Here is a 25,410-nt window from a genome sequence, read left to right on the forward strand (position 1 = left end):
GAGCCGGACCCATGAAGTTCACGCTGTCCTGGCTGAAGGACCATCTGGAGACCGACGCCACGCTCGACCAGATCGTGGAGAAGCTGACCGCCCTCGGCCTGGAGGTCGAAGGGGTGGAGGACCGTTCGAAGGAGCTGAAGCCCTTCCGCGTCGCCCACGTCGTCTCCGCCGAGAAGCACCCGGACGCCGACAAGCTGCGCGTCCTGGTCGTCGACACCGGCACCGAAAAGCTCCAGGTCGTCTGCGGCGCGCCCAACGCGCGCGCCGGCCTGAAGGGCGTCTTCGCGCCGGAGGGAGCCTACATCCCCGGCTCCGACATCACGCTGAAGAAGGGCGTCATCCGCGGCGTCGAGTTCGAACGGCATGATGTGCTCCGAGCGCGAGCTGAAGCTGTCGGAGGAGCACAACGGCATCATCGAGCTGCCGGACGACGCGCCGGTCGGCGTGGCCTACGCCGATTACGCCGGCCTGGGCGACCCGGTCATCGACATCAGCCTGACGCCCGACCGCGCCGACTGCGCCGGGGTGCGCGGCATCGCCCGCGACCTCGCCGCCGCCGGTCTGGGCACGCTGAAGCCGCTGGCGGCGGAGCCGGTCAAGGGCGCCTTCGCCAGCCCGTTCGGCGTGACCATCGAGGCGCCGGACGCCTGCCCGATGTATGTCGGCCGCTATTTCCGCGGCGTGACGAACGGCCCGTCGCCGAAGTGGCTGCACGACAAGCTGGTCGCCATCGGCCTGCGCCCGATCTCCGCGTTGGTCGACATCACCAACTTCATCACCTTCGACCTGTCGCGCCCGCTGCACGCCTTCGACGCCGACAAGGTGAAGGGCGGCATCGTCGTCCGTCTGGCCCGCGAGGGCGAGACGCTGGCGGCGCTGAACGGCAAGGAATACCCGCTCGACACGGGCATGACGGTCATCGCCGATCAGGAGCGGGCCGAGGCGCTGGGCGGCATCATCGGTGGCGAGGCGTCGGGCTGCACCGAGACGACGGTCAACGTCTTCCTGGAGGCGGCGATCTTCGACACCGTGCGCACGGCGCAGACGGGCCGCAAGCTGGGCATCGAGTCGGACGCCCGCTACCGGCTGGAGCGCGGCGTCGATCCGGCGGCGGTCGTGTCGGGGATGGAGCGGGCCACCCGCCTGATCCTGGAGATCTGCGGCGGCGAGGCCTCCGACCTCGTCATCGCCGGTGAGGAGCCGCAATGGCGCCGCACCCTGACGCTGCGTCCGGGCCGGGTCGCCGCCCTGGGCGGCGTCGCGGTGCCGCGCGACGAGCAGACCCGCATCCTGATCGATCTCGGCTGCGAGATCGTCGGCGAGGATGTGGACGGCACCCTGCGCGTCGTTCCGCCCTCCTGGCGCGCCGACATCCACGGCGAGGCCGATCTGGTGGAGGAGGTGCTGCGCATCCACGGCTTCGACGCCATCCCGGCGACGCCGCTGCCGCGCGAGAGCGTGCTGACCCGCCCGGCGCTCTCCACCAAGCAGCGCCGCGTCGGGTTGGCCAAGCGCACGCTGGCCGTTCGCGGCCTGTCGGAAGCGGTCACCTGGTCCTTCATGGCCGGTCCGGTGGCCGAACTGTTCGGCGGCGTTGGCGAGGGGCTGACGCTGGTCAACCCGATCAGCGCCGATCTCGACGTGATGCGCCCGTCGATCCTCGGCAACCTGATCCAGGCGGCCGGGCGCAACGCCGACCGCGGCCACGCCGACGCCGGCCTGTTCGAGGTCGGCCCGGCCTTCCGCAAGCCGTCGCCGGACGGGCAGGACATCGTGGCCGCCGGCATCCGCGCCGGCAACGCGGTGCCGCGCCACTGGGCGGAGAAGGCCCGCGGTGTCGATGCCTTTGATGCCAAGGCCGACGCGATGGCCGTGCTGGAGGCCGCCGGCGCGCCGGTGACCAACCTGCAGGTCACCACCGACGCGCCGGGCTGGTACCACCCCGGCCGCTCGGGCGTGCTGCGCCTCGGCCCGACGGTGATGGCCCGCTTCGGCGAGATCCACCCGACCGTGCTCGGCACGCTGGGCGTGAAGGGGCCGGTGGTCGGCTTCGAGGTCTTCCTCGATGCCATCCCGCTGCCCAAGAAGAAGGGCGGCACGGCGCGTCCGCTGGTCCAGCTCTCGCCCTTCCAGCCGCTGGAGCGCGACTTCGCCTTCGTCGTCGGCAAGGACGTCGAGGCCGACAAGCTGATCCGCGCCGCCAAGGGCGCCGACAAGGCGCTGGTCAGGGACGTGACCGTCTTCGACGTCTACCAGGGCACAAACGTCGAGGAGGGCAAGAAGTCCGTCGCGCTCTCCGTCACGCTCCAGCCGACCGAGCGGACCCTGACCGAGCCAGAGATCGAGGCCATCGGCCAGAAGATCGTCGCCGCGGTCGCCAAGGCCACCGGGGGCAGCTTGCGCAGCTGATCCTTGCGCACCCAAAGGCTGCGGATCTGGAAAAAGGTTCAATTTCATAAGACAAAGTTCGGGCCTCCGCCGCAAGGCGGGGGCCCGTTGTTTTTTGGTGTCCGAATGGAACGGGTCCTGGTTTGGACAGTTCAAAGGATTGTTTCGGACTCGACACGTCTGGATTCGCCGTGCACGCTGCGTTCCGTTGTTTGCGGCGCGCTTCGGTGCGGCGTTGGCGCGTGCCGCATATGCGCTTTTTCAGAGTTGAAGAGAGTTGATCCATCAGATAAAGCGAATGAACAGAAGTTTTCAAAACATGCGTCCGTATTGTCGCGATGCTGCGCGTCACTGCCTATAAATTTCAGAAATGGAATGTTTTCTTTCCACGATACATGGCGGGCATTCCAAAAAATTAGTGTCACTGATATTTCGATTTTTTTAATAGTTTTCATTCTTTTTTGAGGTGGTCATGTTGATAACGGCGCGGGGTGTTGTGGCCCCGCCGCCCTCAGACCTGGTGAAGAATCCGATGGTGAGCTTTACGAACGACGATGCCAGAACCGCGCCAGTCCTCGCCATGACCGGGGATGCCGGTGGCGGTCCGGCGGGCGGTGACGGCGCGTTGCGCCGCGAGGACGGCGATGGCAACGCGCCGGCCGAAGCCAGCCGGCTGGTCATCGTGGTGGACGACGACCGGTCGATCGTGGAAGGGCTGGCGCTGCTTCTGGAGGCCTGGGGGTACGACGTGCTGACCGCCCTGTCGCTGACCGAGTTGGCGCAACGGCTGCCGCAGGCGCCCGGCCGTCCGGGGCTGGTCCTGGCCGATCACTTCCTGCCGGCGGGGGGCACGGGCGCCCAGGCGGTGGAGATGGTGCGGGCCCATGTCGGCGCCACGGTGCCCGCCCTGATCCTGACCGGCGACACCATGCCGGAACGTCAGGTCGAAGCCGCCGCCATGGGCTGCCGGCTGCTGCACAAGCCGGTGCAGATCGGTCCGCTCAAGGATATGGTCGACACGCTGATGAACAGCGCCGGCTGACCCCGGCCAAGGGGGTGGCGCGGGGGTGGGGCGTCCGCCTCACTCCCGGCGCAGGCTGCCGGACACCGCCAGGAAGGCGTCGACCACCAGCGGGTCGAACCGGCTGCCCGACAGGCGGCGGATCTCGGCCACCGCCACGTCATGGTCCAGCGCCTTGCGGTAGGGACGGTCGCGGGTCATGGCGTCGAAGCTGTCGGCCACCGCGACGATGCGGGCGCTCAGCGGGATGGCGTCGCCCTGCAGGCGGTCGGGATAGCCGGTGCCGTCCCAGTTCTCGTGGTGCGAGCGGGCGATCTCCGCCCCCAGATGCAGATGCGTCCGCCCTTCGGACCGCCGGCTGGCGCGGTCCAGCAGGTCCCAGCCCGTGGTGGTGTGGGCCTGCATGACGGCCCGCTCCTCCGGGGTCAGCGGCCCGGTCTTGCCGAGGATGACGGGGTCCAGCGTGGCGTTGCCGACGTCGTGGAGGATGGCCGCCAGGCCGACCGACTCCAGGAACACCGTGTCGAGGATGGCGGGGTAGCGCCCCTCCTCGGCCAGCCGGCGGGCGATGCGGTCGGTCACCAGCGCGATGCGTGGGCCGGTCTCGGCCTCTGCGCCGGGGTGGCCGGCGCGTTCCGCCAGATCGGCCATGGCGATGACCGTGTGCTCCTGGCTGCGCCGCAGCTGCTCGTAGAGATGCAGATTGTCGAAGCCGACGGAGATCTTGCGGCAGAACACCTCGATCAGGTTGCGGTCGAGGTCCGACAGCGGCCGGTCGGAACTCAGATAGACCACATTCTCGCGGTCGTTCGGCGTGCGGATGTAGAGCGTGCAATGGTCGGCGGCGTAGCGATTGCTGCGCGACTCCAGGCAGCGCTTGACCTCCGCCAGGACGGCGGGCTCGACATGGTTGGCCGCCGGCTCGTCGATCAGCGTCTCGAAGCGGCCGGAGCCGGCCAGCACATACAGCCCGTCCGCCGCACCGCTGATGACCGGGCCGCGCTGCACGCACAGGATGGCGTCCGGCCCGACGCCGAGGATGCCGGAGAGCTGGGTCAGCACCCCGGCGGCGAACAGCTTCATCGAGCGCGCCTGGAACAGCGACGACGACGCCTCGATGATCTTCTCCAGCCCGCGCCGGTTCTTCTCGATCGCCATGATGTCCTCGTAGGAGCGCAGGGCGGCGACCGTGGTGGTGAACAGCTGCTGGGCGGTGAGCTGCGTCTTGGCCTTGTAGTCGTTGATGTCGTAGTCGAGGATCACCGCGCGCTCCGGCGCCTGGCCGGGCTGGCCGGTGCGCAGGATGATGCGGACGTGGCGGTTCTTCAGCTCCTCGCGGATGTGGTGGACGAGCTGCAGCCCGGCGTCGTCGGTCTCCATCACCACGTCCAGCAGGATGATGGCGATGTCGTCCTCGCGCTCCAGGATCGCCCGCGCCTCCGCCGCGGAATAGGCGGAGATGAACTCGGCGGGGCGTCCCTTGTAGGCGAAGTCGGCCAGGACGAGCTTGGTGATGGAGTGCACCTCCGGCTCGTCGTCCACGATCATCATCTTCCACCGGTTGCCGGTGGCCGGCGACCCGGTTTCGCCGTTGCCGTCGCCGTCCTGGTCGTCCAGAAAGAGGAACTCGTCGTCGGAGTCGGTCATTGGCAGGGCCTGGGACGGAGCGGGCGGGAAGCGCAAAAGATTAACACGGCGCGGCTGCGCCCGCCTACCGCCACGATCGATGCATTTTCGACGAAAAAGCTCAGTAATTTAACGGAGGCGGCGCGTTGCGGCCGCATGGCGGAGAACGGCGCTGGGATCAGAAGGTGTCCAGCTCGATCACCCAGCAGTCCATGGAGCGCTGGGCCAGCGCGCCGCAGACATTGTCCACCTGCGTCCGGGTGAAGGGGCCGACGCCCATCTGGTAGGTGGTGCGGGCGCCGCGGAAGACCGGCCAGACCATCGGCGGCAGGTCGCGGTAGGCCGTTCCCGGGCCATAGGTGAATTCCTGCCACGCCCGCAGCCCCTCGGCGTGGCTGACATACTCGCCAAGCCGCGCGGCGAACAGCGGCCCCGGCTCGATCGGCGGCATGCCGGGCAGCGGGTAGGGGGCGACCACTCCGATCAGCCCCTCCGCCGTGGCGACCGCCCGCGTCCGGCCGGGCATGCCCAGCGTCACCCGCCCGTTCGCGGAATCGATCAGGCTGACCACGTCGCCCTTGCGCAGGGTGAAGCCGCGCCGCTTCTTGTTGTCGAGGATCTCCGTCGCCTTGATGGCGTCCGCCGCGACGACGTAACCCTGGGCCGGCACCTGGGCGGCGATCTCCCAGGCGCTGCGCGGCACCACGGCGGCGCCGCGGTGGATGACCGGCGGCTTGCCGGTCGAGGGAGGCGATCCGCCGGCGTTGGCCCCGGCGGCGGTGGCCCCCATGGCGGCGGTGATCGAGCGCGACACCATCAGCGCCGGGTCGAGCGAGTCGGAGGGCACGTAGCCGATCGGCTGGCCGCCGATGGCGACCTCGGTCCAGCTGGTTCCGCGGGGCGTGCCCAGAGCGTTCAGCGCCTTGCCGCGCGGCAGGGTCTGGATGATCCGGGCGTCGGCGTTGGGGCCGATGCGCACCTCGATGTCGCGGTTGAGGACAACCTCGCCGGTCAGCGGCGCGCCGATGGCGACGGGGCTCTGCGCCAGAGCGCCGTCCGGGGCGAACCACATCGTCGCCGCGGCCAGGATCAGCCGCAGCGCCAGAACGCGGAGGGCGGTGGTGGAACGCGTGCGCACGGCGGTGGACCCCCATGGAGGAGGGGCCATTTTGCCTCGGTCCGGCCCGCCGGGGCAACCCGGCGCGTGCGCCCCGGGGCGGATGTCACGGAACGGCACGGTCGCTCAGGCCGCGCGATCCCCGCCCTGGCTTCCTCCCTGGCTCCCGCCCACCAGATCGTGGATGGCTTCGGCCAGCAGGCGGACCGGCTTGGCGGCCATGCCGGGGGCGCGGTGCAGCGCGATGTCGATGTCCGGCAGGTCGGGAAAGCCGTCCGCCACGGTCAGCCGGCGCAGGCTGGGCGGGATGGTGCATTCCTCCATGGCGGTGACGCCGAGCCCGCCCAGCACGGCGCCATGGACCGCCACCACGCTCTTGCTGATGAAAGCGACGCGCCAGCCGCGTCCGATCCCCTCCAGCGCCGCGACGGCGAGGTCGCGCACCACGCAGCCCTTGGGGAACAGGGCCAGCGGCAGCGGGTCCTCGCGCTCGATCGGGGTGGAATCGACGACGGTGGAGCGTGGCGGGGCGACCCAGGCCACCGGCTCCCGCCGGACCAGTTCGCCGCTGCGGCTGTCGGGGTGGCGGGTGACGAGCGCGAGGTCGTAGCGGCCCTTGTCGATCTCCGCCACCAGATCGGGGCTGTTGTCGCAGATCACCTCCACCGGCACGTCGGGGTAGGCGGCGGCGAAGCGGGCCAGCACGCCGGGCAGCAGCATGGTGGCGTAATCGTCCGGCGTGCCGATGCGCACGCTGGCCACCGTGGCGGGCCGGCGCATCAGCGTCAGCACCTCGTCGTTCAGGGTGAGCATCCGCCGGGCGTAGGTCAGCAGAAGCTCGCCCTCCTGGGTCAGGTGGACGCTCTTGGTGTCGCGTTGGAAGACGCGGGTGCCCACCACCTCCTCCAGCCGGCGGACCTGCTGGCTGACGGCGGCCTGGGTGCGGCCCAGCGTGTCGCCGGCACGGGTGAAGCTGCGCGCGTCGGCGACGGCGACGAAGGCGCGCAGGAGGTCGGTGTCGAGGTTGGCCGGCATGGTCACGCATTCAAGCAGAGGGGGCGCGCGGGTTCAACGCACGAAAGGACCATCACGATCTGTGATGATCCTCATAAAGCCTATTCGTTTCCAAGATTTTTCGCGCGGGCGCAGGGTGCCCTCCGATCTTTGGGAGGGCTGAGCGATGGGCGTGTTCGAGGCGATGACGACGGTGGTGCTGGAGGCCGGACGGCTGGACCGCCGGGAGGAGCGCCGGATCGGCAGGGTGCCGCCGCCGCGGCGCTTGCGTCTGCCGCGGATGCCGGCCTTGCCGGTGCTGCTGCTGGCGATCCTGGTGGTGTGAGTGCGGGGTCAGAGGGTGGGCGTGCCGTCGGCGGGCACCGCGGCGGCGGGCGCCGGCTCGGGGGCGGGCGCCACCACGGGGGCTGCGGGCGGAGTGATGCGCAAGGGGGCGCTGTCCGGAGGCGAGGCGGCCGAAGCCGGGGCTTCCGCGGGAGTTTCCGCCGGGGCTGGGGCGGGAAGCTCCTCCGCCTCGATCGCCGCGGCGGGCTTGGCCTCGTCCTTGGCCGCTTCCTTAAGCGTGTCCTTCGGGGTGTCCTTCGCCGCGTCCTTGGCAGCGTCTTTGATCTCGGGGGCCGGAGTCGGGTCGGTCGAATAGTCGGCGACGATGCGGGCCTGGCTGCCGGCGATGACCAGAACCTTCTGTCCGATCTCGATCGGCTTCTCTTCCCGCTGCGTGACCGACAGCAGTTCGCCGTCCGGCTTGCGGACGATGTATTCCCAGCCCGTAGTGTCGCCGGTCACATGCTCGATCGAGGTGCCGAGCAGCCCGCCGATGGCCGTGCCGCCGACCGCGCCCAGCGCCGAATTGATGCCGAAGGTGCCGGACTGCGAGCCGAGCACGCCGCCGGCGGCCCCGCCGGTGACCGCGCCGACGGTGCCGCTGGTGCTGATCTTGACCTGACGGAACCCGATGACGACCGCCCGCTCCACCTTGTTCGCCTGCTGGGTCGCGGTGGCGGCGTAGGTGTTCGGGGAGTAGTTCGGGGTGCAGCCTGCGAGAATGCCGGCGACCAGGGCCGCGGCGGGCAGGCCAAACATGACAGTGCGCGTCACGGGACATCATCCGTTTGGAAGCCTGACCGGGTGATAGGCGATTCCGCGCGGCGAGTCATTCGACTTTTTGTGGGCTCCGGGATGCGTGGACAAAAAGAAAGCGGGCCTTGCCGGACCCGCTTTCCGTCACATCACCGCGAAGCCGGCGTTCACTCGTCGCCCATCTTGAGGGCGGCGATGAAGGCGCTCTGCGGGATTTCGACCTGGCCGAACTGCCGCATGCGCTTCTTGCCTTCCTTCTGCTTGTCCAGCAGCTTGCGCTTGCGGCTGATGTCGCCGCCGTAGCACTTGGCCGTCACGTCCTTGCGCAGCGCGCCGATGCTCTCGCGGGCGATGATCTTGCCGCCGATGGCCGCCTGGACGGCGATCTTGAAGAGCTGGCGCGGGATCAGCTCCTTCAGCCGCTCGCAGAGCTGGCGGCCGCGGCGCTCCGACTGGGAGCGGTGGACGATCATCGACAGGGCGTCCACCGGCTCGGCGTTCACCAGGATCGACATCTTCACGAGGTCGCCTTCCTCGTAGCTGTCCATCTGGTAGTCGAAGCTGGCGTAGCCGCGGCTGATCGACTTCAGGCGGTCGTAGAAGTCGAAGACCACCTCGTTCAGCGGCAGGCGGTAGACCAGCATGGCGCGGGCGCCGGCGTAGGTCAGCTCGATCTGCTGGCCGCGCCGCTCGGTGCAGAGCTGGAGGATGCCGCCCAGATACTCATCGGGGAGCATGATGGTGGCCTTGATCCACGGCTCGTCGATGCGGTCGATCTTCATCACGTCCGGCATGTCGGCCGGGTTGTGCAAATCCATCACCGTGCCGTCGGTCATGTGGAGCTTGTAGACCACCGACGGCGCCGTGGTGATCAGGTCCAGGTTGAACTCGCGCTCCAGCCGCTCCTGGATGATCTCCAGATGCAGCAGGCCGAGGAAGCCGCAGCGGAAGCCGAAGCCCAGCGCCGCCGACGTCTCGGCCTCGTAATGGAAGCTGGCATCGTTCAGCTTCAGCTTGCCCAAGGAATCGCGCAGCCGCTCGAAGTCGGCGGCGTCGACCGGGAACAGGCCGCACCACACCACGGGGATGGACGGCTTGAAGCCGGCCAGCGGCTCGGCCGCCGGGCGGCGGTCCTCGGTGATGGTGTCGCCGACCTTGGTCAGCGTGATGTCCTTGATGGCGGCGGTGATGAAGCCCATCTCGCCCGGCCCCAGCTCGCCGGTCAGCAGGGCCTTCGGGGTGAAGACGCCGACGCGGTCCACCTCGTGCGCGCTGCCGGTGGACATGAAGCGGACCTTCTGGTTCACCTTCAGCCGCCCATCCACCACGCGCACCAGGATGACCACGCCGAGATACGGGTCGTACCAGGAATCGACCAGCAGGGCCTTCAGCTCGCCGTCGGCGTTGCCCTTGGGCGCGGGCAGGCGCTGCACCACGGCTTCCAGCACGGCGTCGATGTTCAGGCCGGTCTTGGCCGAGATCTCCACGGCGTCGGTGGCGTCCAGGCCGATCACGTCCTCGATCTGCTGCTTGACGCGGTCGGGCTCCGCCGCCGGCAGGTCGATCTTGTTGAGGACCGGGATGATCTCGTGGTTGTTGTCGATCGCCTGATAGACGTTGGCGAGCGTCTGCGCCTCCACACCTTGGCTCGCGTCCACCACCAGGATCGAGCCCTCGCAGGCGGCGAGGCTGCGGCTGACCTCGTAGGCGAAGTCGACGTGGCCCGGCGTGTCCATCAGGTTCAGCGTGTACTGCTGCCCGTCCTTGGCCTTGTAGAGCAGGCGGACGGTCTGCGCTTTGATGGTGATGCCGCGCTCGCGCTCGATGTCCATGCTGTCGAGCACCTGTTCGCGCATCTCGCGCGAATCGAGGCCGCCGCACTGCTGGATCAGCCGGTCGGCAAGGGTCGACTTGCCGTGGTCGATGTGCGCGATGATCGAGAAATTGCGGATGTGCGAAAGGTCAGTCATCGGTGCCCGGAGCCCTGGTTTGGGCCGGAACATAGGGCGGACGGACGATGCGCGCAATGGAGAAGGGTGACGGCCCGGCTTCGACCGGCGTCGGCCGCGGTGCACGGGGCGGCTTCCCCAACACCCTCTCCCATGGTCCGCCGCGCGACAACCATGCCGCGCGCCGGCCAGGGGCGGGGCCGCCCATGGCACGGTGCGGCGTCCGGCCTTTTCCCTTTACCGTCCCGCGCCAGCCATGGACTATGGCGGCGCGAAGCGTGCCCTTGGGGGATCATTCATGAAATGCGCGGTGATCATCCCGGTCGGGCCGGGGCACGATGGCTTGTCCGAAGAGGCGGCCGCCTCCGTCGAGGCGGCGTTCCGCACTGGCCAGGGACCCTTTTCGGACGTGATGATCCTGCGCATTCCCGACCCGGACGGCGCGATCGGCCGCTCGCGGTGCCGGAACTTCGGCGTCGAACACGCCATCCAACACGGTGCGGAATGGGTCTTCTTCCTGGACGCCGACGACCTGATGGATCCAAACGGCTTCGCGGCGGTCCGCACCCATGTGGCGGACGTCGACGCCGTCTTCGGGATGATTGCCGAGCAGTGGTACGGGTCGGACGCGGTGAGTCTGCGGGACAAGCAAGTGGGGGCGACCACGCTTCTGAGCGACATCCTCCTGAACGACCCGTATCTGACCCTGCAGATGGGGCATTTCGTCCGCGCGCGCGTCGCGCGATCCATCCCGTTCGACGAGGCCATGGATACCGGCGAGGACTTCAAATACTACCTGGAGCTCTGGCGGACGCACCGATGCTGCAAGATCGGGCAGCCGCTCTTCATCAACCGGCGCGGCGCCCACTCCACCGGCCCGCGGTCGGCCGACGGCGGCGGGTGGCGCCGGGCCGTGACGCGGGTGTTCGGCGACTTCTTCCGCACCCACCCCATCGTGATCAACTTCGTGGTGTCCGGCGTGAAGGTCGGCTTCGCCATCGCCAACCCGTTCGACAGGATCCACCGCCATTACCTGCGCCGCGTCTTCTTCGAACAGGAGGAGCTGGACTGTCTGCGGGGTCTCGTGCCGGCCGGGTCGTCGATCCTGGAGATCGGCGCCAACGTCGGGAACCACGTCGTCTACTACGGCCTGTTCATGGCGCCGCGCCGCATCATCGCGGTCGAGCCCAACCCGGCGGCCCTGCATTTCCTGAAAAAGAACGTGGAGATCAACCGGCTCGACCCGGCGACGGTCACCGTCCTGGAGTGCGGCGTCGGGGACCGCGCCGGTTCCTTCGACCTGTGCGTCGCCGACGAGGCCGACCTGGGGGCGGCGCGGCTGGTGCCGGCGGAGGGCGGGCGCGTCGCCGTCCACCCCATCGACGATCTCGTCCGGGAGCGCGTCGACTTCATCAAGATCGACGTCGCGGGCATGGAGATGGACGCGCTGTCCGGCGCCCGGAACACGATCGCCCTCCACAGGCCCATCCTGTTCATCGAGGTCGGGAGCGCCAACAGGGACGCCTTCTTCGACTGGGCCGGACGGAACGGTTACCGAATCGCCAAGGAATTCCCGTGCGCCGACGCCTCGAACTGCGTGGCCGTGCCGGTGTGAGGCCGCCGGACGGGGTTACGGGATGCCCGGCCCGACCCCCACCGGAATGACGCGGACGCCGTCCTGATCGGTCGGAATGTAGCGCCAGGGATCGAGGACCACCGAGCCCGCCGGAAAGCGCAGACCGGCAAAGGCGCTGTGCTTCGCCCCGATCAGGTAGGTGGCGACGGGCAACGAGTCCTCGACGAGGGGAGCGGAGTCCATGTGGGGGTCGATCAGGGTGACCGGGACGCCCCGCTCCTCCAGGATCGCGCGCAACAGCAGGGCCGGGCTGCCCGTGGCCATGTCGCAATCGGACTTGAACGCCCAGCCCAGGATCACCTTGGGCGGCTCATGGGCGCACATCAGGTCGGCAAGCCATTCGGTCTGCTTCTCGCGTGACCTCATGACGGCGTCGAAGGTGTCGAAGCTGAGGTCCAGCTCGCGCGCCAGCCAGGACATGGCGATGTTGTCGCGGGGGTGGCATCCGCCGCCGTCGCCCATGCCGCCCTTCATGTAGCTTGGGCTGATCAGCCGCCGTGACGCCAGCGCCAGACAGTCCGTCACCGCGTCCACGTCGGTGCCCGGCAACTTGTGGCACACCTCCATCATCGTGTTGGCGAAGGCGATCTTCATGCCGATGAAGGTGTTGTAGGCCACCTTGATCAGTTCGGCGTTCTCGAGGGCGGTGGCGTAGAACGGAGCGTCCGTGATGGTGCGGTAGAACGCTTCGGCGAGCGCGGCGGCTTCCCGATCGTGTCGGCCGAAGAGAACGAACTCCGGTTGGAGGAAGTCGCGCATGGTCGTGCCCATGGCGATGAAGAACGGGTTGTAGCAGAGCTTGATGCGGGGCGTCAGGACGGGCAGGACGTGGCGGCGGATGGTCCCCGGCAGGACGGTGGAGATGATGACGACCACCGTGTCGCGCGACGCCACACGCGCCACGTCGCGGCAGGCGGCCACCAGATGCTCGTAATGGAAATCGGTCCGGCTGTCGGGAAGGCGCGTGATCCCCTCGTACAGGGGGTCGTGGGGGGTCTGGACCGCGATGAAAAGAAGGTCGGCGTGGTCGACGACCTCCTCCAGCGTTCCGAACCGCAGGCTGCTCGCTTCGAGATAGGGATCGAACGGTTCGCAGCCGTCCGGACCGGTTTCGGTGTAGGAGCGCCGCCCCTTGTTCATCACATCGGGGCGGACGTCGAAGCCCATCACGTCATGGCCCTTCAGCGCCATCGCCACCGCGCAGGGCAGGCCCAGCTTGCCCAGGCCGATCACGCCGATCCTCATTGGGCGTCTCCCGTTTCGACCGGACGGTCGCCGCTGGAACGGATGATGGCCGCGAGCCGGTCGGCGTCGCGCTGCCGCACCGGCCACGTGCGATCCAGTATCAGCATGTCGCGGGCGATCCTCTCGCGGTTTTCCCCCGACCGATGGCGCAGGTAGGTTTCGTCGAGTTCCGATTTGCCGACCGAGAAGTGGCGGTGCTCCACCGTCACATCGCCGATGAAATGCAGTCGCTCGACCCGCTTGGCCACGTCCATGATCCAGGTGTCGTTCGCGATGAATTCAAAGACGCCGGGGGTGAAGTAGCCCAGGGTCTCGTACCAGCGGCGGCTGACGACGGGAAAGGCACAATGCTTCTCGCCATTGATGCCGTCTTCGAACCACATGCAGTAAACGTCGTCTGGGAACTTGGCGATTTCCTGGTCCAGGCGATGGTCCCATCCCGACTGGACATAGACCTGGTCGTCGTTGGCCATCATCAGGACATCGCCGGTGCAGGAGGCGGCGAGGTCGTTCCAGGAGAGGGAGACGCTTTTCGGGGGGCCGACCAGCGCCGTGAAGCGGCGCAACTGGACCCCGACCTCGGCCAACGCCTCGAACATCCGTTTGTAGTCGGGTAAAGCGGGGTCGTCGGAGTCGACATAGGCCAGGACTTCGACCCGTTCCACCGCCCCCGCGGTTGCGGCAACGCTTTCGATCAGCCGCTGCAGCCCATCCGGCCGCCCGCGGGTGGGACAAAGGAGGGAATAATTCAGAGTCCGCATAGGGCCGTCCCAGATGTCGCTGTCACCGGGGTCATGGTGTGGTTTCCGGCGACGTTCTACGGTTTCACGCAAGGACCGACGTTTGGAGGGAAGGGAGTGCTCGCCCGAAGATTGAACAAGGGTGCGAGGCGCCCGACGACCTTAGGGTGCGATCCAACGAAAATTCCATCGGGCGCACAATAGACCAGGGATGTCCCAACCGGGAAGGGAAAGCGTGGCGGGCGTCATGCCATTCTCGCGATGTCACGCGCTCCGCCGCTTCGACGGTACCGATCCGCAATCGTCCGGAACAGCTCGCCGTTGCGCTGTCCCCTGCCTCGCCCCCTCCGTCACCCCACCAGAACCGGCGCCACTGCGCGGTACAGCTCCATGTACTCCTCGGCCGGACCGTGCCAGCCGAAGTCGCGGGTCATCGCGTGCTGCTGCAGGACGTGCCAGCGTTCGGGCTTGCGGTAGAGGGTGGCGGCGCGGCGCAGCGCCCAGGTCAGCTCCTGGACGTTGGCGTTGACGAACTGGAAGCCCGTCGCGCTGCCGTCGTTCACCGCCGCCGGGTTGGCGTCCACGATGGTGTCGGCGAGGCCGCCGGTGCGGCGGACCAGCGGCAGGGTGCCGTACTTCAAAGCGTACATCTGGGTCAGGCCGCAGGGCTCCGACCGCGAGGGCACCAGGAACAGGTCGGCGCCGGCCTGGATGCGGTGGGACAGCGCCTCGTCATAGCCGATGCGCACGCCGACCGACTTCGGGTACCAGGTGGCGAGATGGCGGAAGCCGGCCTCCAGCGCCGGTTCGCCGTTGCCGAGAACGGCGAGCTGGCCGCCCCAGGCGATCCATTGCGACGCCGCCTCCAGCACCAGATCCAGCCCCTTGTGGCCGGTCAGGCGGCTGACCACCGCGGCCAGCGGGGCGTCGGGCCGGCGGTCCAGCCCGAAGGTCGCCTGGAGGTCGGCCTTGCACAGGTCCTTGCCGCCGAGGTCGGCAGCGCCGTAGCGGGCGGCGATGTGCGGGTCGGCGGCCGGGTCCCAGATCGCGTAGTCCACGCCGTTGAGGATGCCCGTCAGCGCCTCGGCCCGCGTGGCGAGCAGCCCCTCCAGGCCGGAGCCGTGCTCGGCCGTCTGGATCTCGTGGGCGTAGGTCGGGCTGACCGTGGTCAGGCGGTCGGAATAGAAGCAGCCGGCTTTGAGGAAGCCGACGCCGCCGTAATACTCCACCCCGTCGATCCGGAAGGCGGCCGACGGCAGGCCGAGGTCGCTCATCATCCAGGCGCCGAACAGGCCCTGGTAGGCGATGTTGTGGATCGTCGTCACCGTGCCCGGCCGGAACGGCCCGGCGAAGCGGTCGGGGCGCAGTTCCAGATAGGCCGGGATCAGGCCGGTCTGCCAGTCGTGCCCGTGCAGCACATCGGGACGCCACCAGGGGTCGAGGCCGTCCTCCGCCGCGAAGCCCGCCGCGCACCAGGACAGGGCGGCGAAGCGTTCGGCGTTGTCGGGCCAGTCCTTGCCGTCCGGCCCCAGATAGGGGTTGCCGAGCCGGTCGTAGAGCGCCGGCGCGTCCAGCACATAGGCCAGCACCCCGTCCGGCGTCCGTCCGATCCGCAAGGTCGCCGGGGCGCCCCCGGGCCGGTCGGTGCCGGGCAGATCGGTCAGGGGCTTGCCGACCGGCTGCAGGTCGGTCAGCCCGTTCAGCACCGCCGGATAGCCGGGCAGCAGCAGGCGGACCTCGGCTCCAGCGCGGTTCAGGGCGGGGGGCAGGGCGGCGGAGACATCGGCCAGCCCGCCGGTCTTCACCAGGGGGTAGCATTCCGGCGTTATGTACAGGACGCGCATGGAGGCGGGGTCTTTCGGTTTCTTCTTGGTCTTGCTTCATCTCCCTCTCCCCTCTGGGGAGAGGGGCGGGGTGAGGGGGATGTCGAGGGACCGGACGCGCAGGCGGCGCCGGACCCCCTCACCCTAACCCTCTCTCCAGCGGGGAGAGGGGATTTGTGCTCAGTCCTTGGGCAGGCGGTCGATCATGTCCTGGGTGATCAGGCAGACGCCGCCCTCGCTGCGGTGGAAGCGCTTGGCGTCCAGCTCCGGGTCCTCGCCGACGACCAGCCCCTCGGGGATCACCACGCCGCGGTCGATCACCACCTTGGTCAGGCGGCAGTGGCGGCCGATGTCGACGTCCGGCAGGACCACCGCCTGGTGCAGCTCGCTGAAGGAGTTGACGCGCACCTCGCTGAACAGCAGCGAGTTCTTCACCAGCGAGCCGGAGATGATGCAGCCGCCCGACACCAGGCTGTCCACCGCCATGCCGCGCCGGTTCTCGTCGTCGAAGACGAACTTCGCCGGGGGAAGCTGCTCCTGGTAGGTGAAGATCGGCCACTCGCGGTCGTACATGTTGAGCTGCGGCGTGACGTGGCAGAGGTCGAGGTTGGCCTCCCAATAGGCGTCGATGGTGCCGACGTCGCGCCAGTAGGGTTCGGACTCGTGGCCGTTCAGGATGGCGGAATCGGCGAAGTCGTGGGCCATCACCCGCGCCCCGCTGGTCACCAGATGGGGGATGATGTCCTTGCCGAAGTCGCGGGACGAGGCGGGGTCGTTGAAGTCGCGCTCCAGCTGGTCATAGAGGAACTGCGCGTTGAAGACGTAGATGCCCATGCTGGCCAGCGACTTGTCCGGATTGCCCGGCATCGGCGGCGGGTCGGCGGGCTTCTCGACGAAGTCGATGACGCGCTGGGTCTCGTCCACATGCATCACGCCGAAGCCGGTCGCCTGGGCGCGCGGCACCTGGATGCAGGGGATCGTCACATCGGCCTTCTTGGCGATGTGGTCGAGCAGCAGCGCGCCGTAATCCATCTTGTAGATGTGGTCGCCGGCCAGGATCAGGATGTATTCCGGCTCGTGGTCGCGCAGGATGTCCAGGTTCTGGTACACCGCGTCGGCGGTGCCCTGGTACCAGGCGGTCTCGCTGATGCGTTGCTGCGCGGGCAGCAGGTCGCAGAACTCGTTCATCTCGCCGCGGAAGAAGTTCCAGCCGCGCTGCAGGTGGCGCAGCAGGCTGTGCGACTTGTACTGCGTCAGCACGCCGATGCGGCGGAATCCCGAATTGATGCAGTTCGACAGCGCGAAGTCGATGATCCGGAACTTGCCGCCGAAATAGGTGGCCGGCTTGGCGCGACGGTCGGTCAGCTGCTTCAGCCGGCTGCCCCGGCCACCGGCCAGGACGAGGGCCACGGCGCGGCGCGGCGCCAGCCGCAGATCCCGTTTGTCGAGCATGTGTCTCCCCTTTCGGTTCTCTTTTTTGCTGTCGGCCATCCGGAAGCGTCCGGCAGACCCGTGTGGGCGGGGACCGCTTGTCCCCGGTCCCGTCCGGCTCCGCCGGTCAAGAGCTGACCGTGCCACATTTCCCGGGGGCGGGCCAATAGGCCGAGGGGAACAGGCCGGAAATAGAAGGGGTTGCCCAACGGTTGTGCGGAATTGAGGCGCAGTGTTGTGCACAATAAACAGGCAAGCGCGCGTGAAACGGGCGTGCGGCGCCTTGATGGGAAGCAACCGGCCCACAATCCACGGGCGAATCACCCGGCAACGCAAGGCTTTGGGTGGTTCGATTTTCTGCCCAATTTCTGGGCAGCGCAGGCGCGCGAACTCGGGTCCTATGCTGCTTTGCGGTCATCCGAAAGGCCGCAACCCCCGCGATTCCTAGCCCTTTTGGGTTGGCACGCTTCTTGAAGACAAATCGGCGTACACGGCCCCCTCCCGCCGCCCCGTCTGTACCGGGGACGGGGCGAAACGGGCCAGAAGCATTCGAATAAAGAGGAGCCTCGATGAGCCGTCTCTTCACCCTCGCCGCGCCGACGATGGCGGCGATTCTGGGCTTGGCCGGTCTGCCTGCCGCCGCCCTCGCCCAGGAAGCGGCCGCCGCCGCGGCCGAGCCCACCCTGAGCAGCGGCGACACGGCTTGGATGCTGGTCGCCACGGCGCTGGTCCTGTTCATGACCATCCCGGGTCTGGCGCTGTTCTACGGCGGCATGGTCCGCAAGATGAACGTGCTGGCCATCGTGATGCAGAGCTTCGCGATCTGCTGCCTGGTCAGCATCCTGTGGTTCTTCGCCGGTTACAGCATCGCCTTCACCGAAGGCACCCCCTATTTCGGCGGCCTGTCGAAGTTCATGCTGGCCGGCATCACCAAGGACGGCCTGTCGGGCGTCATTCCGGAGACGGTCTTCATCGTCTTCCAGATGACCTTCGCCATCATCACCCCGGCCCTGATCACCGGCGCCTTCGCCGACCGCATGAAGTTCTCCTCCATGCTGGTCTTCACGGGCCTGTGGTCGCTGATCGTCTACGCGCCGATCACCCACTGGGTCTGGGGTCCGGGCGGCTATCTGGCGGGTGACGGCGTGCTCGACTACGCCGGCGGCACCGTGGTGCACATCAACGCGGGCGTGGCCGGTCTCGTCGCCGCCATCGTGCTGGGCAAGCGCAAGGGCTACCCGAACGAGAACTTCGCCCCGCACAACCTCGTGCTCAGCCTGATCGGCGCCTCGATGCTGTGGGTCGGCTGGTTCGGCTTCAACGCGGGCTCCGCCGTGGCCGCCGACGGCCGTGCGGGCATGGCCATGCTGGTCACGCAGATCGCCGCCGCCACCGCCGCCATGTCCTGGCTGCTGGTCGAGTGGGCCACCAAGGGCAAGCCCTCGGTCCTCGGCATCATCTCCGGCGCCGTCGCCGGTCTGGTCGCCATCACCCCGGCCTCGGGCTTCGTCGGTCCGACCGGCGCCCTGGTCATCGGTCTGGTCTCCGGCGTGGTCTGCTACTGGGGCGCCACCGGCCTCAAGCGCGCCCTCGGCTATGACGACTCGCTGGACGCCTTCGGCGTGCACGGCGTGGGCGGCATCGTCGGCGCCATCCTGACCGGCGTCTTCGCCCAGGAAGCCATCGGCGGCACCGCCGGCGCCCTGGAAGGCAACGTCGGCCAGATCTGGACGCAGGTCTACGGCATCCTCGCCACCGTCGCCTACTCGGCGGTCGGCTCCTTCATCATCCTGAAGGTCATCGACGTGGTGATGGGCCTGCGCGTCGACGAGGACGTCGAGCGCGACGGCCTGGACCTCGCCCTGCACGGCGAGACCATCCACTAAGCACTCTTTGCAGCCTGGTTGTTTCCTCCATGAACTTCCGCCGCCGGGGCCTCCCGGCGGCGGATTTTTCATATCGGGCCCCCGACGTCAGGGGCCGTGACGCGCTCAGCGGCGCAGATACATCTTGCCGACGCCGTTCAGCGCTGTGAAAAGCTGAATGAACTGCGCCAGGAAGGCGTCCCAGGCCAGCGGCCCGGCCCTCTCCGCCACCGCTTGGTGCATGGCGCCCAGGCTGGTCCGCCCGTCCACCCGCGCCAGGATCGGCCCGGCCAGACGGGGCAGGGGCAGGGGGACGACGGCGCCCATCAGCTCCGCCTCCAGCACGCCGCCGGGAGGCAGGCCCTTGGCCACCGCGGTACCGTCGAGGTCGCGCAGCACCGGCACCACCTCCGGCCCGTCCGGGCGGGCGACCGCACCCTCGGCGTCCTCGGGACGGACGAGATAGGCGATGTGCTTGGTCATGCTGCCGGTGACCTGCTCGGCCCAGGCGGCGCGCTCCAGCCGGGACAGCCCTTCGAGCCGCTTCAGCAGGCGGGGGTCCTTCACCCAGACGGCGGGGTCGTAGCGGTACGGGTCCACCAGGGCGGCGATGGCGAGACCGCCCGCCGCGGCCAGCTCGGCCAGCTCCGGCACGGTGAAGGGCCGGTCGCAGGAGTGCAGCAGCAGGTCGTAGAGGTCGGCGTCGGCCTGTTTGTGGTCGTTGATGAAGGGGTTGCGCAGCAGCCAGTTGGACGTCGGCAGGCGTTCGATCAGCCGGCGGGCCAGCGCCACCTGTTCCTTCGGCGGCAGGTCCGCCGCGATGGTGCGCAGCGCCGCCTGCATGGGATAGACGCCGGTGCGCCCGTACGGCGCGTAGACCATCAGCCCGATCCCGCCGCCCGGCTTCAGCGCCCCAGCCAGCGAGCGGACGCCCGCCGCCGGCTCGTCCAGATGGTGCAGCACGCCGCAGCAGTCGATGTAGTCGAACGGCCCCCCCTCCTCCAACAGCCCGCCGAGGTCGAGCAGCGAGCCGCGGCGGAAGTCGATGTTGGTCAGCCCGCGCGCCGTGGCCCGCGCCTCGGCGATGTCCCGCGCGGCGTCGGAGAGGTCGAGATAGGTGACGCGGCCCGGATTGCCGGCGTCGGCCAGTTGCTGGGCGATCATGATCGTCCCGTCGCCGGTCCCGCCGCCGGCCACCAGAACCCGGAGGGGCACGGCGTGGTCGAGGCGCCCGCCGAAGACGTTGTGGTTCACCTCGTCCAGATGGCTGGGCGATCCGGTGATCAGGCGCTTTTTCTCGTCGGCGGGGTTGCGCGCGGGATAGGGGAAGGCTTCGTACTGGGCGCGCAGGGTGTCGATGCTCATGGATCGGGCAACCGGTCAGGTGGACGGGTGCCGGACCATAGCATCAATGGAACGGCCTTGGGGGAGGCGGAGGGGAGGAACACCTCCCCTCCGCCTCCTCTCACGCCAAAGGCAACCGGATCTCCGTCAGCCACTCCTCGGGGGGAAGAGTGCGGGGATTGTTCAGATATTCCTCGACGCAGGGGCGGTCGGCCGGCGCATGGCCGCTCGATGGCAGCCAGTCGCGGTAGAGCCAGCGGTAAGGGCGTTCCAGCTCCGCATAGGGCCCCTTGTGGACCAGCACCGCGTGGCGGCCTCCGGCGACCTCCAGGGGATGGACGGCGCCGTCCTCGGGGATCGGCCCGTCGAGCAGCAAGGCCGCTTCGGAGCGGAGCTGGTCGGCGGGGACGGATTCCGGGTCGTCGTAATAGACCGCAAAGGCGCGCACTCGCGGTCCCATCAGCCCGCGGGCGGCGGCCCAGGCGTACAGCCGTTCAAAGGCCGTGCCGATGTCCATGTAGGGGCCGCTGTGGGCCATGGCTGCAAGGCGCAGCGGCGGCAGGTCGCGGATGATGACGTCGTGCATGCTTCGCTCCTCGTCCGGTGGTTGGTCGGATGGAGGAACCAGGCGGCCTTGCCGCCGGTAGGCGCCGGGGCTCAGGCCGTAGACCTGCCCGAAGGCGCGGGTGAACGCCTCCACGCTGCCGTAGCCGGCGCGCCGTGCGACCTGCGCCATGCCGTCTCCGCCCTTCACGAGGTCGCCTGCGGCCCGGTGCAGGCGCAGCCGCCGCAGCGTGTCCGCCACCGTCTCCCCCGTCATGGCGCGGTAGATGCGGTGGAAATGATAGGGCGAGAAGCAGGCGACGGCGGCCAGCCGTTCCAACTCCAGAGTCTCGTCCAGATGGGCGGCGATGTGGTCGATGACACGCGCGATGCGGCGGCCGTAGTCCAGCAGGGTGTCGGGCTTGGTCATGGGTCCTCCATGCCCGGCACCCTAGCCGAGGGCCGCTTGATCGCGCTTGCGGACCTTCAGCCTTCCGCCGGGCGGACCACGCCGACCTCCAGGCCGTTGCGGTTGGTCACCGGCTGGTGGATGAGCTGGTCGGCCCGCGCCCACTGTTCGTCCGACAGCACCTTGGTGGCGCGGATCAGGGCGGCCAGGGCGACCTCGCGGGCGCGCGGGGTGCCGTCGTCGATCTTCAGGGCGATGCCCAGCCCCTGCTTGGGCAGAACGGCGCAGCCCACGCCCTCGGCCCCGCCCTTGACCAGCACCAGGCCGCCCGCCGCCTGCATCATGCCGGTGTCGAAGCTGTCCTTGCCGGCGATCAGGTGCGGGTGCGACCGCCAGGCGCGGCGGATGCGGGCCACCGCCTCGGCGCGGGAGTCGGGCAGGTCCTTGGGGTCGCCGATGCGGGCCATGGCGTAGGCGATGGCGCCCAGCGGGATGCCGATGGTCGGGATGGCGCAGCCGTCGACGCCCCAGGGGGCCTGCGACAGGTCCTGGCCGGTCATCTGCTCCATCACGCCCAGGATGCGCTGCTGCACCGGGTGGTCGAAGCGGACATAGCCCTTGGTCGGCTCGCCCTTGTGCAGGGCGGTGGTCAGGAAGCCGGCGTGCTTGCCGGAACAGTTGTTGTGGAAGGCGGTCGGCGTCTCGCCGTTGCGGATCATCTCGTGGGCGGTGTCGGTGTCGGTCGGCAGATGCGCCCCGCACTCGTAGTCGTCCACGGTCAGGCCGATGCGCTTGATCCAGGCCTCGGCGATGCGGGTGTGGCGGATCTCGCCATGGTGGGAGGAGCAGGCCAGAGCGAGCTCCTGGTCGCCCAGCTCGTAGGAGTCCAGCGCGCCGGTCTCGACCAGCGGGATCGCCTGGATCGACTTGATGGCGGAGCGCGGGTAGACCGGCGCCTGGATGTCGCCCCACTGGGCCAGCACGCGCCCGTCGGAATCGACGATGCAGGCGCGCCCGCGATGGACGGATTCCACCATGCCGCCGCGCGTCACCTCGACGAGGATCGGCGCCTCCGGCGGTCCGGACAGGTCGGCGTGCCCCTCGGCGGGGTGGTGATGGTCGGCGTGGCCGTGGTGGTCACCGTGGCCGCCGCAGCAGGAGGAATGGTCGTGGCTCATGGGTGGAGAGCTTGCCTCTCTCCGGGTCGCGAGGCAAGGTGTCGCACCATCGGACCCGCCGGATCATGGCTGATTCGCCGCCGATCCGCGCCATGCGCGGGCCGAAACTACGAGTGATTGTGCAAGCCATGCGTGGATATTTCGCCATCGGGGTGGAGCGGATCAGCAAGCCGGGCAATGTCGGCAACCTGATGCGCTCCGCCCACGCCTTCGGCGCCTCCTTCTTCTTCGCCATCGACCCGGAACCCGACCTGCACGAGGCGCACATCGTCGACACCTCGGGCGCCGCGGAGCATCTGCCGCTCTACGTCTACGACCGGGTGGCCGATCTGGCCTTGCCCAAGGACTGCCAGCTCGTCGGGGTGGAACTGACCGAGGACGCGGTGGAGCTGCCCAGCTTCCGCCACCCGACGCGCGCCGCCTATGTGCTGGGGCCGGAGCGCGGCAGCCTGTCCGAACCGCTGCTGGAGCGCTGCGACTTCACGGTGAAGATCCCCATGAAGTTCTGCATCAACGTCGGGGTGGCCGGCGCGCTGGTGATGTACGACCGGATGATCAGCCTGGGCCGCTTCGCCGAACGGCCGGTGCGCGTCGGCGGCCCGACGGAGCCGCTGCGCGATCATCAGCACGGTCGCCAGATCATGCGCAACCCGGAGCGCCGCCGCCGCATGCGCGGCATCCAGAAGCCGGTGGTCGTCCGCGACGACGAGTGATCCGGAAAGCCTCCACGGTCCAGGAACCGCCACGCCGCGAAGGAGACGTTCGATGTCCGACCCGCTCTACGACGACCGCTTCTACGACATCCAGGAGGAGGGGTCGCTCCGCTCCGCGCGGGTCATCGCGCCGCTGGTGCTGGGCTGGGTGGGGGCGGACTCGGTCCTCGACGTCGGGTGCGGGGTCGGCACCTTCCTGCGGGCCTTCGCGGAGGCGGGGATCGCGGACATCCAGGGGGTGGACGGGGACTATGTGCGCCGCGACCGTCTGCGCATCGATCCGTCCCGCTTCCGCGCCCAGGACCTGTCGCAGCCCTTCGAGCTGGGGCGGCGGTTCGGCCTCGTCCTGTCGCTGGAGGTGGCCGAGCATCTGCCGGAAGAGCGGGCGGAAGGCTTCGTCGACGATCTTTGCCGCCATGGCGATGTCGTGCTGTTCGGGGCCGCCATCCCCGGCCAGGGGGGCAAGGGCCACATCAACGAGCAGTGGCAGAGCCATTGGGCTGGAAAGTTCCTGTCGCGCGGCTACGAGGCCTTCGACATCCTGCGGCCAATCCTGTGGGCCGATCCGTCCGTCGAGTTCTGGTACCGCCAGAACACGGTGATCTTCGCCAGTCCGGACGGCATCGCCGCCAACCCGGCTCTGGCCGCCATGCGGGGGAAAGGGCTGCCGCTGTCCTGCATGGGGCTGGTCCATCCGGAACTGCTGGCCCTCCACGCCCATCAGGCGGCCCGGTCGCGGCGGGTGGTGGACGTCTTCAACCAGATGGCCGCGCAGGGCGGCAGCTACCGCTTCGACAAGGGAGTGGACGGGTCGGTCAACATCGTGCGCATCGAGTGACGCGGTTGGACGATGGTCGCTCCCGTCGCCCTTCAGCCGCGAGCCCTGCCCCGAGCCTCAGAACGTCACGAAGGGGTTGAGGATCAGCCCCAGCGCGCCGGTGAAACGAAGCGGCGCGTCGGTCACCGCCAAGCACAGGCAGCCCTCCTCGTCGGCCACCGGGCGGTGGCGCACGGAGTCGTCGGCGACGGACAGGTCGCCGCGGGCGAACTGGCCGAGATCGTCGGTGAAGCCGCCGTCCAGCACCAGCGTCAGCTCGATCCCGCGGTGGGTGTGGTGGGGCGGCCCGACGCCGCTGGCCAGCCGCATCAACCGGGCCTTGCCGCGGCGTTCGGAGTCGTAGCCGGAGCCGGAGCCCAGCGGGATGTCGTAGCAGTCCATGCCGCGCATCAGCCGCTTCCAGGGCAGGCGCGACAGGTCGCCGCCGATGTAGCGGCGCAGCGGTTCGGGCAGCAGCGGCACCTCGGCCGGCTGGCAGACCAGCTTCGGGCGGGGCACGCGGGGCAGGGGCGGCAGGTCGTCCAGCCGGGCCAGCACCGTTTCCAGGCAGGCGGGATCGACCTCCTCCGGCTCGATGCTCTCCAGCAGGGCGCCGCCGACCGCCTCCATCTCGGCGACGTTCAGGCGGCAGCAGGGGCACAACGCCAGATGGGTCGCCACGATCAGCGACGCCGCCTCGCCCAGAGCGCCGCCGGCGTAGTCGATCAGCAGGGTGTCGCCGGGATGGTGGGTGGGCACGGTCATTGGGAGTCCCTCATGGCCTTGCGCAGCCGTTCCATGGCCAGCCGCAGGCGCGACTTGACGGTGCCCAGCGGTATGCCCTGTTCGGCGGAGATCAGGCTGTGCGGCTTGTCCTCGAAATAGGCCAGACGCAGCAGGTCGGCCTGTTCCGGCGGCAGGGTCCTCAGCGCGGCCCGCAGGCGTCCGGCGGTCTCGCGCGCCGCCACCCCGTCGTCGGCGCTTTCCACCGGGTCGGGCACCAGGGTGGGGTCGGCGGGGTCGATCTCGGGCCGCTGCTCCCGCCGCAGCGCGTCGATCCGCCGGTTGCGGGCGATGGTGAACATCCAGGTGGCGGCGGACGCCTGGCTCGGGTCGTAGGTCTCCGCGCGGCGCCACACCAACAGCATCACGTCCTGCACCAACTCCTCCGCACCACCCGCGTCACAGCCCTGGCGGCGCAGATAGGCCTTCAGCCGCGGGGCGAAATGACCGAACAGGGCCGCGAAGGCCGTGCGGTCGCGGTCCCGCCCGACCGCGGTCAGCAGCTCTTCGAACGTCCGGTCGGCGCCGGCGGCTGGGGAACCGAGATCCTGCATCCACGTCTTCGGGCACGTCTTCTGGCACGTCGTCGGGCACGCCGTCTGTGCGCTCAGGGGCTGTGCGCACGAAGGCAGGCCCCGCAACACATGGTGCGCGGGGCGCCCCGCTGCAAAGCGTGTTTGGCGCTCCT

The 25,410-nt window shown here is 69.1% G+C and carries 20 protein-coding genes and 1 pseudogene; 7 read left to right on the forward strand and 14 right to left on the reverse strand.

Annotated elements, in window-relative coordinates:
• Nucleotides 1–11 precede the first annotated feature (11 nt).
• Together pheT and ACWPN5_RS01725 are read left to right on the forward strand one after the other, a co-directional pair.
• Nucleotides 12–2,409 (forward strand): annotated as a pseudogene (gene pheT, locus ACWPN5_RS01720) (phenylalanine--tRNA ligase subunit beta).
• Between the two features lie 559 nt (nucleotides 2,410–2,968).
• Nucleotides 2,969–3,430, forward strand: coding sequence for a response regulator (locus ACWPN5_RS01725; protein WP_492293894.1), 462 nt, complete (start codon nucleotides 2,969–2,971; stop codon nucleotides 3,428–3,430).
• 39 nt (nucleotides 3,431–3,469) lie between these two features.
• Here ACWPN5_RS01725 and ACWPN5_RS01730 read toward each other — a convergent pair whose 3' ends face one another.
• The 3 genes from ACWPN5_RS01730 to ACWPN5_RS01740 all read right to left on the reverse strand — a co-directional run bounded on the left by ACWPN5_RS01730 (nucleotide 3,470) and on the right by ACWPN5_RS01740 (nucleotide 7,187).
• Nucleotides 3,470–5,056 carry a DUF3369 domain-containing protein gene (locus ACWPN5_RS01730; RefSeq protein ID WP_492293896.1) on the reverse strand — a complete coding sequence of 529 codons (1,587 nt, stop codon included), beginning with the start codon at nucleotides 5,054–5,056 and terminating at the stop codon, nucleotides 3,470–3,472.
• Nucleotides 5,057–5,213: 157 nt separating this feature from the next.
• Entirely contained in the window at nucleotides 5,214–6,173 is a 960-nt protein-coding gene (locus ACWPN5_RS01735; protein WP_145683235.1) for an SH3 domain-containing protein, read from the reverse strand.
• 105 nt (nucleotides 6,174–6,278) lie between these two features.
• Nucleotides 6,279–7,187 (reverse strand): LysR substrate-binding domain-containing protein, encoded by a 909-nt coding sequence (locus ACWPN5_RS01740; RefSeq protein WP_492293898.1) that lies wholly within the window; start codon nucleotides 7,185–7,187, stop codon nucleotides 6,279–6,281.
• 145 nt (nucleotides 7,188–7,332) lie between these two features.
• Between ACWPN5_RS01740 and ACWPN5_RS01745 the strand changes: the two genes are divergently transcribed.
• Nucleotides 7,333–7,491 (forward strand): hypothetical protein, encoded by a 159-nt coding sequence (locus tag ACWPN5_RS01745; RefSeq protein WP_186466055.1) that lies wholly within the window; start codon nucleotides 7,333–7,335, stop codon nucleotides 7,489–7,491.
• An 8-nt stretch (nucleotides 7,492–7,499) separates the two neighbouring features.
• Here ACWPN5_RS01745 and ACWPN5_RS01750 read toward each other — a convergent pair whose 3' ends face one another.
• Nucleotides 7,500–8,264 (reverse strand): outer membrane lipoprotein, encoded by a 765-nt coding sequence (locus ACWPN5_RS01750; protein WP_492293901.1) that lies wholly within the window; start codon nucleotides 8,262–8,264, stop codon nucleotides 7,500–7,502.
• Nucleotides 8,265–8,413: 149 nt separating this feature from the next.
• Nucleotides 8,414–10,216, reverse strand: coding sequence for a translation elongation factor 4 (gene lepA, locus ACWPN5_RS01755; protein ID WP_145683251.1), 1,803 nt, complete (start codon nucleotides 10,214–10,216; stop codon nucleotides 8,414–8,416).
• Nucleotides 10,217–10,493: 277 nt separating this feature from the next.
• Between lepA and ACWPN5_RS01760 the strand changes: the two genes are divergently transcribed.
• Complete coding sequence (locus ACWPN5_RS01760; RefSeq protein WP_492293903.1) at nucleotides 10,494–11,810, forward strand: FkbM family methyltransferase; 1,317 nt, start codon at nucleotides 10,494–10,496, stop codon at nucleotides 11,808–11,810.
• A gap of 15 nt (nucleotides 11,811–11,825) precedes the next feature.
• Here ACWPN5_RS01760 and ACWPN5_RS01765 read toward each other — a convergent pair whose 3' ends face one another.
• From ACWPN5_RS01765 to glgC, 4 genes are all read right to left on the reverse strand, one after another.
• Nucleotides 11,826–13,076 carry a nucleotide sugar dehydrogenase gene (locus ACWPN5_RS01765; protein WP_200478753.1) on the reverse strand — a complete coding sequence of 417 codons (1,251 nt, stop codon included), beginning with the start codon at nucleotides 13,074–13,076 and terminating at the stop codon, nucleotides 11,826–11,828.
• Nucleotides 13,073–13,909, reverse strand: coding sequence for a glycosyltransferase family 2 protein (locus ACWPN5_RS01770; protein ID WP_492293906.1), 837 nt, complete (start codon nucleotides 13,907–13,909; stop codon nucleotides 13,073–13,075). The genes ACWPN5_RS01765 and ACWPN5_RS01770 overlap by 4 nt, the downstream gene beginning before the upstream one ends.
• Before the next feature lie 257 nt (nucleotides 13,910–14,166).
• On the reverse strand, nucleotides 14,167–15,660 hold the full coding sequence (gene glgA / locus ACWPN5_RS01775; protein ID WP_492293908.1) for a glycogen synthase GlgA: 1,494 nt from the start codon (nucleotides 15,658–15,660) through the stop codon (nucleotides 14,167–14,169).
• A 159-nt stretch (nucleotides 15,661–15,819) separates the two neighbouring features.
• Nucleotides 15,820–17,091 (reverse strand): glucose-1-phosphate adenylyltransferase, encoded by a 1,272-nt coding sequence (glgC, locus tag ACWPN5_RS01780; protein ID WP_145675784.1) that lies wholly within the window; start codon nucleotides 17,089–17,091, stop codon nucleotides 15,820–15,822.
• 548 nt (nucleotides 17,092–17,639) lie between these two features.
• Here glgC and ACWPN5_RS01785 point away from each other — a divergent pair.
• Nucleotides 17,640–18,956 carry an ammonium transporter gene (locus ACWPN5_RS01785; RefSeq protein ID WP_200478755.1) on the forward strand — a complete coding sequence of 439 codons (1,317 nt, stop codon included), beginning with the start codon at nucleotides 17,640–17,642 and terminating at the stop codon, nucleotides 18,954–18,956.
• A 105-nt stretch (nucleotides 18,957–19,061) separates the two neighbouring features.
• Here the strand turns inward: ACWPN5_RS01785 and ACWPN5_RS01790 are convergent, their stop codons facing one another.
• From ACWPN5_RS01790 to ACWPN5_RS01800, 3 genes are all read right to left on the reverse strand, one after another.
• Nucleotides 19,062–20,300 (reverse strand): class I SAM-dependent methyltransferase, encoded by a 1,239-nt coding sequence (locus tag ACWPN5_RS01790; RefSeq protein WP_492293911.1) that lies wholly within the window; start codon nucleotides 20,298–20,300, stop codon nucleotides 19,062–19,064.
• Between the two features lie 100 nt (nucleotides 20,301–20,400).
• Nucleotides 20,401–21,252, reverse strand: a complete 852-nt coding sequence (locus tag ACWPN5_RS01795) for an AraC family transcriptional regulator (protein ID WP_145683296.1) — start codon at nucleotides 21,250–21,252, stop codon at nucleotides 20,401–20,403.
• 56 nt (nucleotides 21,253–21,308) lie between these two features.
• The gene (locus ACWPN5_RS01800) at nucleotides 21,309–22,409 is read right to left on the reverse strand and encodes an asparaginase (protein WP_492293914.1); all 1,101 of its coding nucleotides are present in this window, start codon (nucleotides 22,407–22,409) and stop codon (nucleotides 21,309–21,311) included.
• Between the two features lie 128 nt (nucleotides 22,410–22,537).
• Between ACWPN5_RS01800 and ACWPN5_RS01805 the strand changes: the two genes are divergently transcribed.
• Nucleotides 22,538–23,122: an RNA methyltransferase gene (locus ACWPN5_RS01805; protein WP_145683311.1), complete on the forward strand. Its 585-nt coding sequence runs from the start codon at nucleotides 22,538–22,540 to the stop codon at nucleotides 23,120–23,122.
• A 52-nt stretch (nucleotides 23,123–23,174) separates the two neighbouring features.
• Nucleotides 23,175–23,960 (forward strand): class I SAM-dependent methyltransferase, encoded by a 786-nt coding sequence (locus ACWPN5_RS01810; protein WP_492293916.1) that lies wholly within the window; start codon nucleotides 23,175–23,177, stop codon nucleotides 23,958–23,960.
• 57 nt (nucleotides 23,961–24,017) lie between these two features.
• Here the strand turns inward: ACWPN5_RS01810 and ACWPN5_RS01815 are convergent, their stop codons facing one another.
• Complete coding sequence (locus tag ACWPN5_RS01815) at nucleotides 24,018–24,704, reverse strand: ChrR family anti-sigma-E factor (RefSeq protein ID WP_145683326.1); 687 nt, start codon at nucleotides 24,702–24,704, stop codon at nucleotides 24,018–24,020.
• Nucleotides 24,701–25,276, reverse strand: coding sequence for a sigma-70 family RNA polymerase sigma factor (locus tag ACWPN5_RS01820; RefSeq protein ID WP_145675768.1), 576 nt, complete (start codon nucleotides 25,274–25,276; stop codon nucleotides 24,701–24,703). The genes ACWPN5_RS01815 and ACWPN5_RS01820 overlap by 4 nt, the downstream gene beginning before the upstream one ends.
• Between the last annotated feature and the right edge of the window lie 134 nt (nucleotides 25,277–25,410).

The sequence above is a fragment of the Azospirillum sp. UENF 211521 genome, assembly GCF_058780535.1.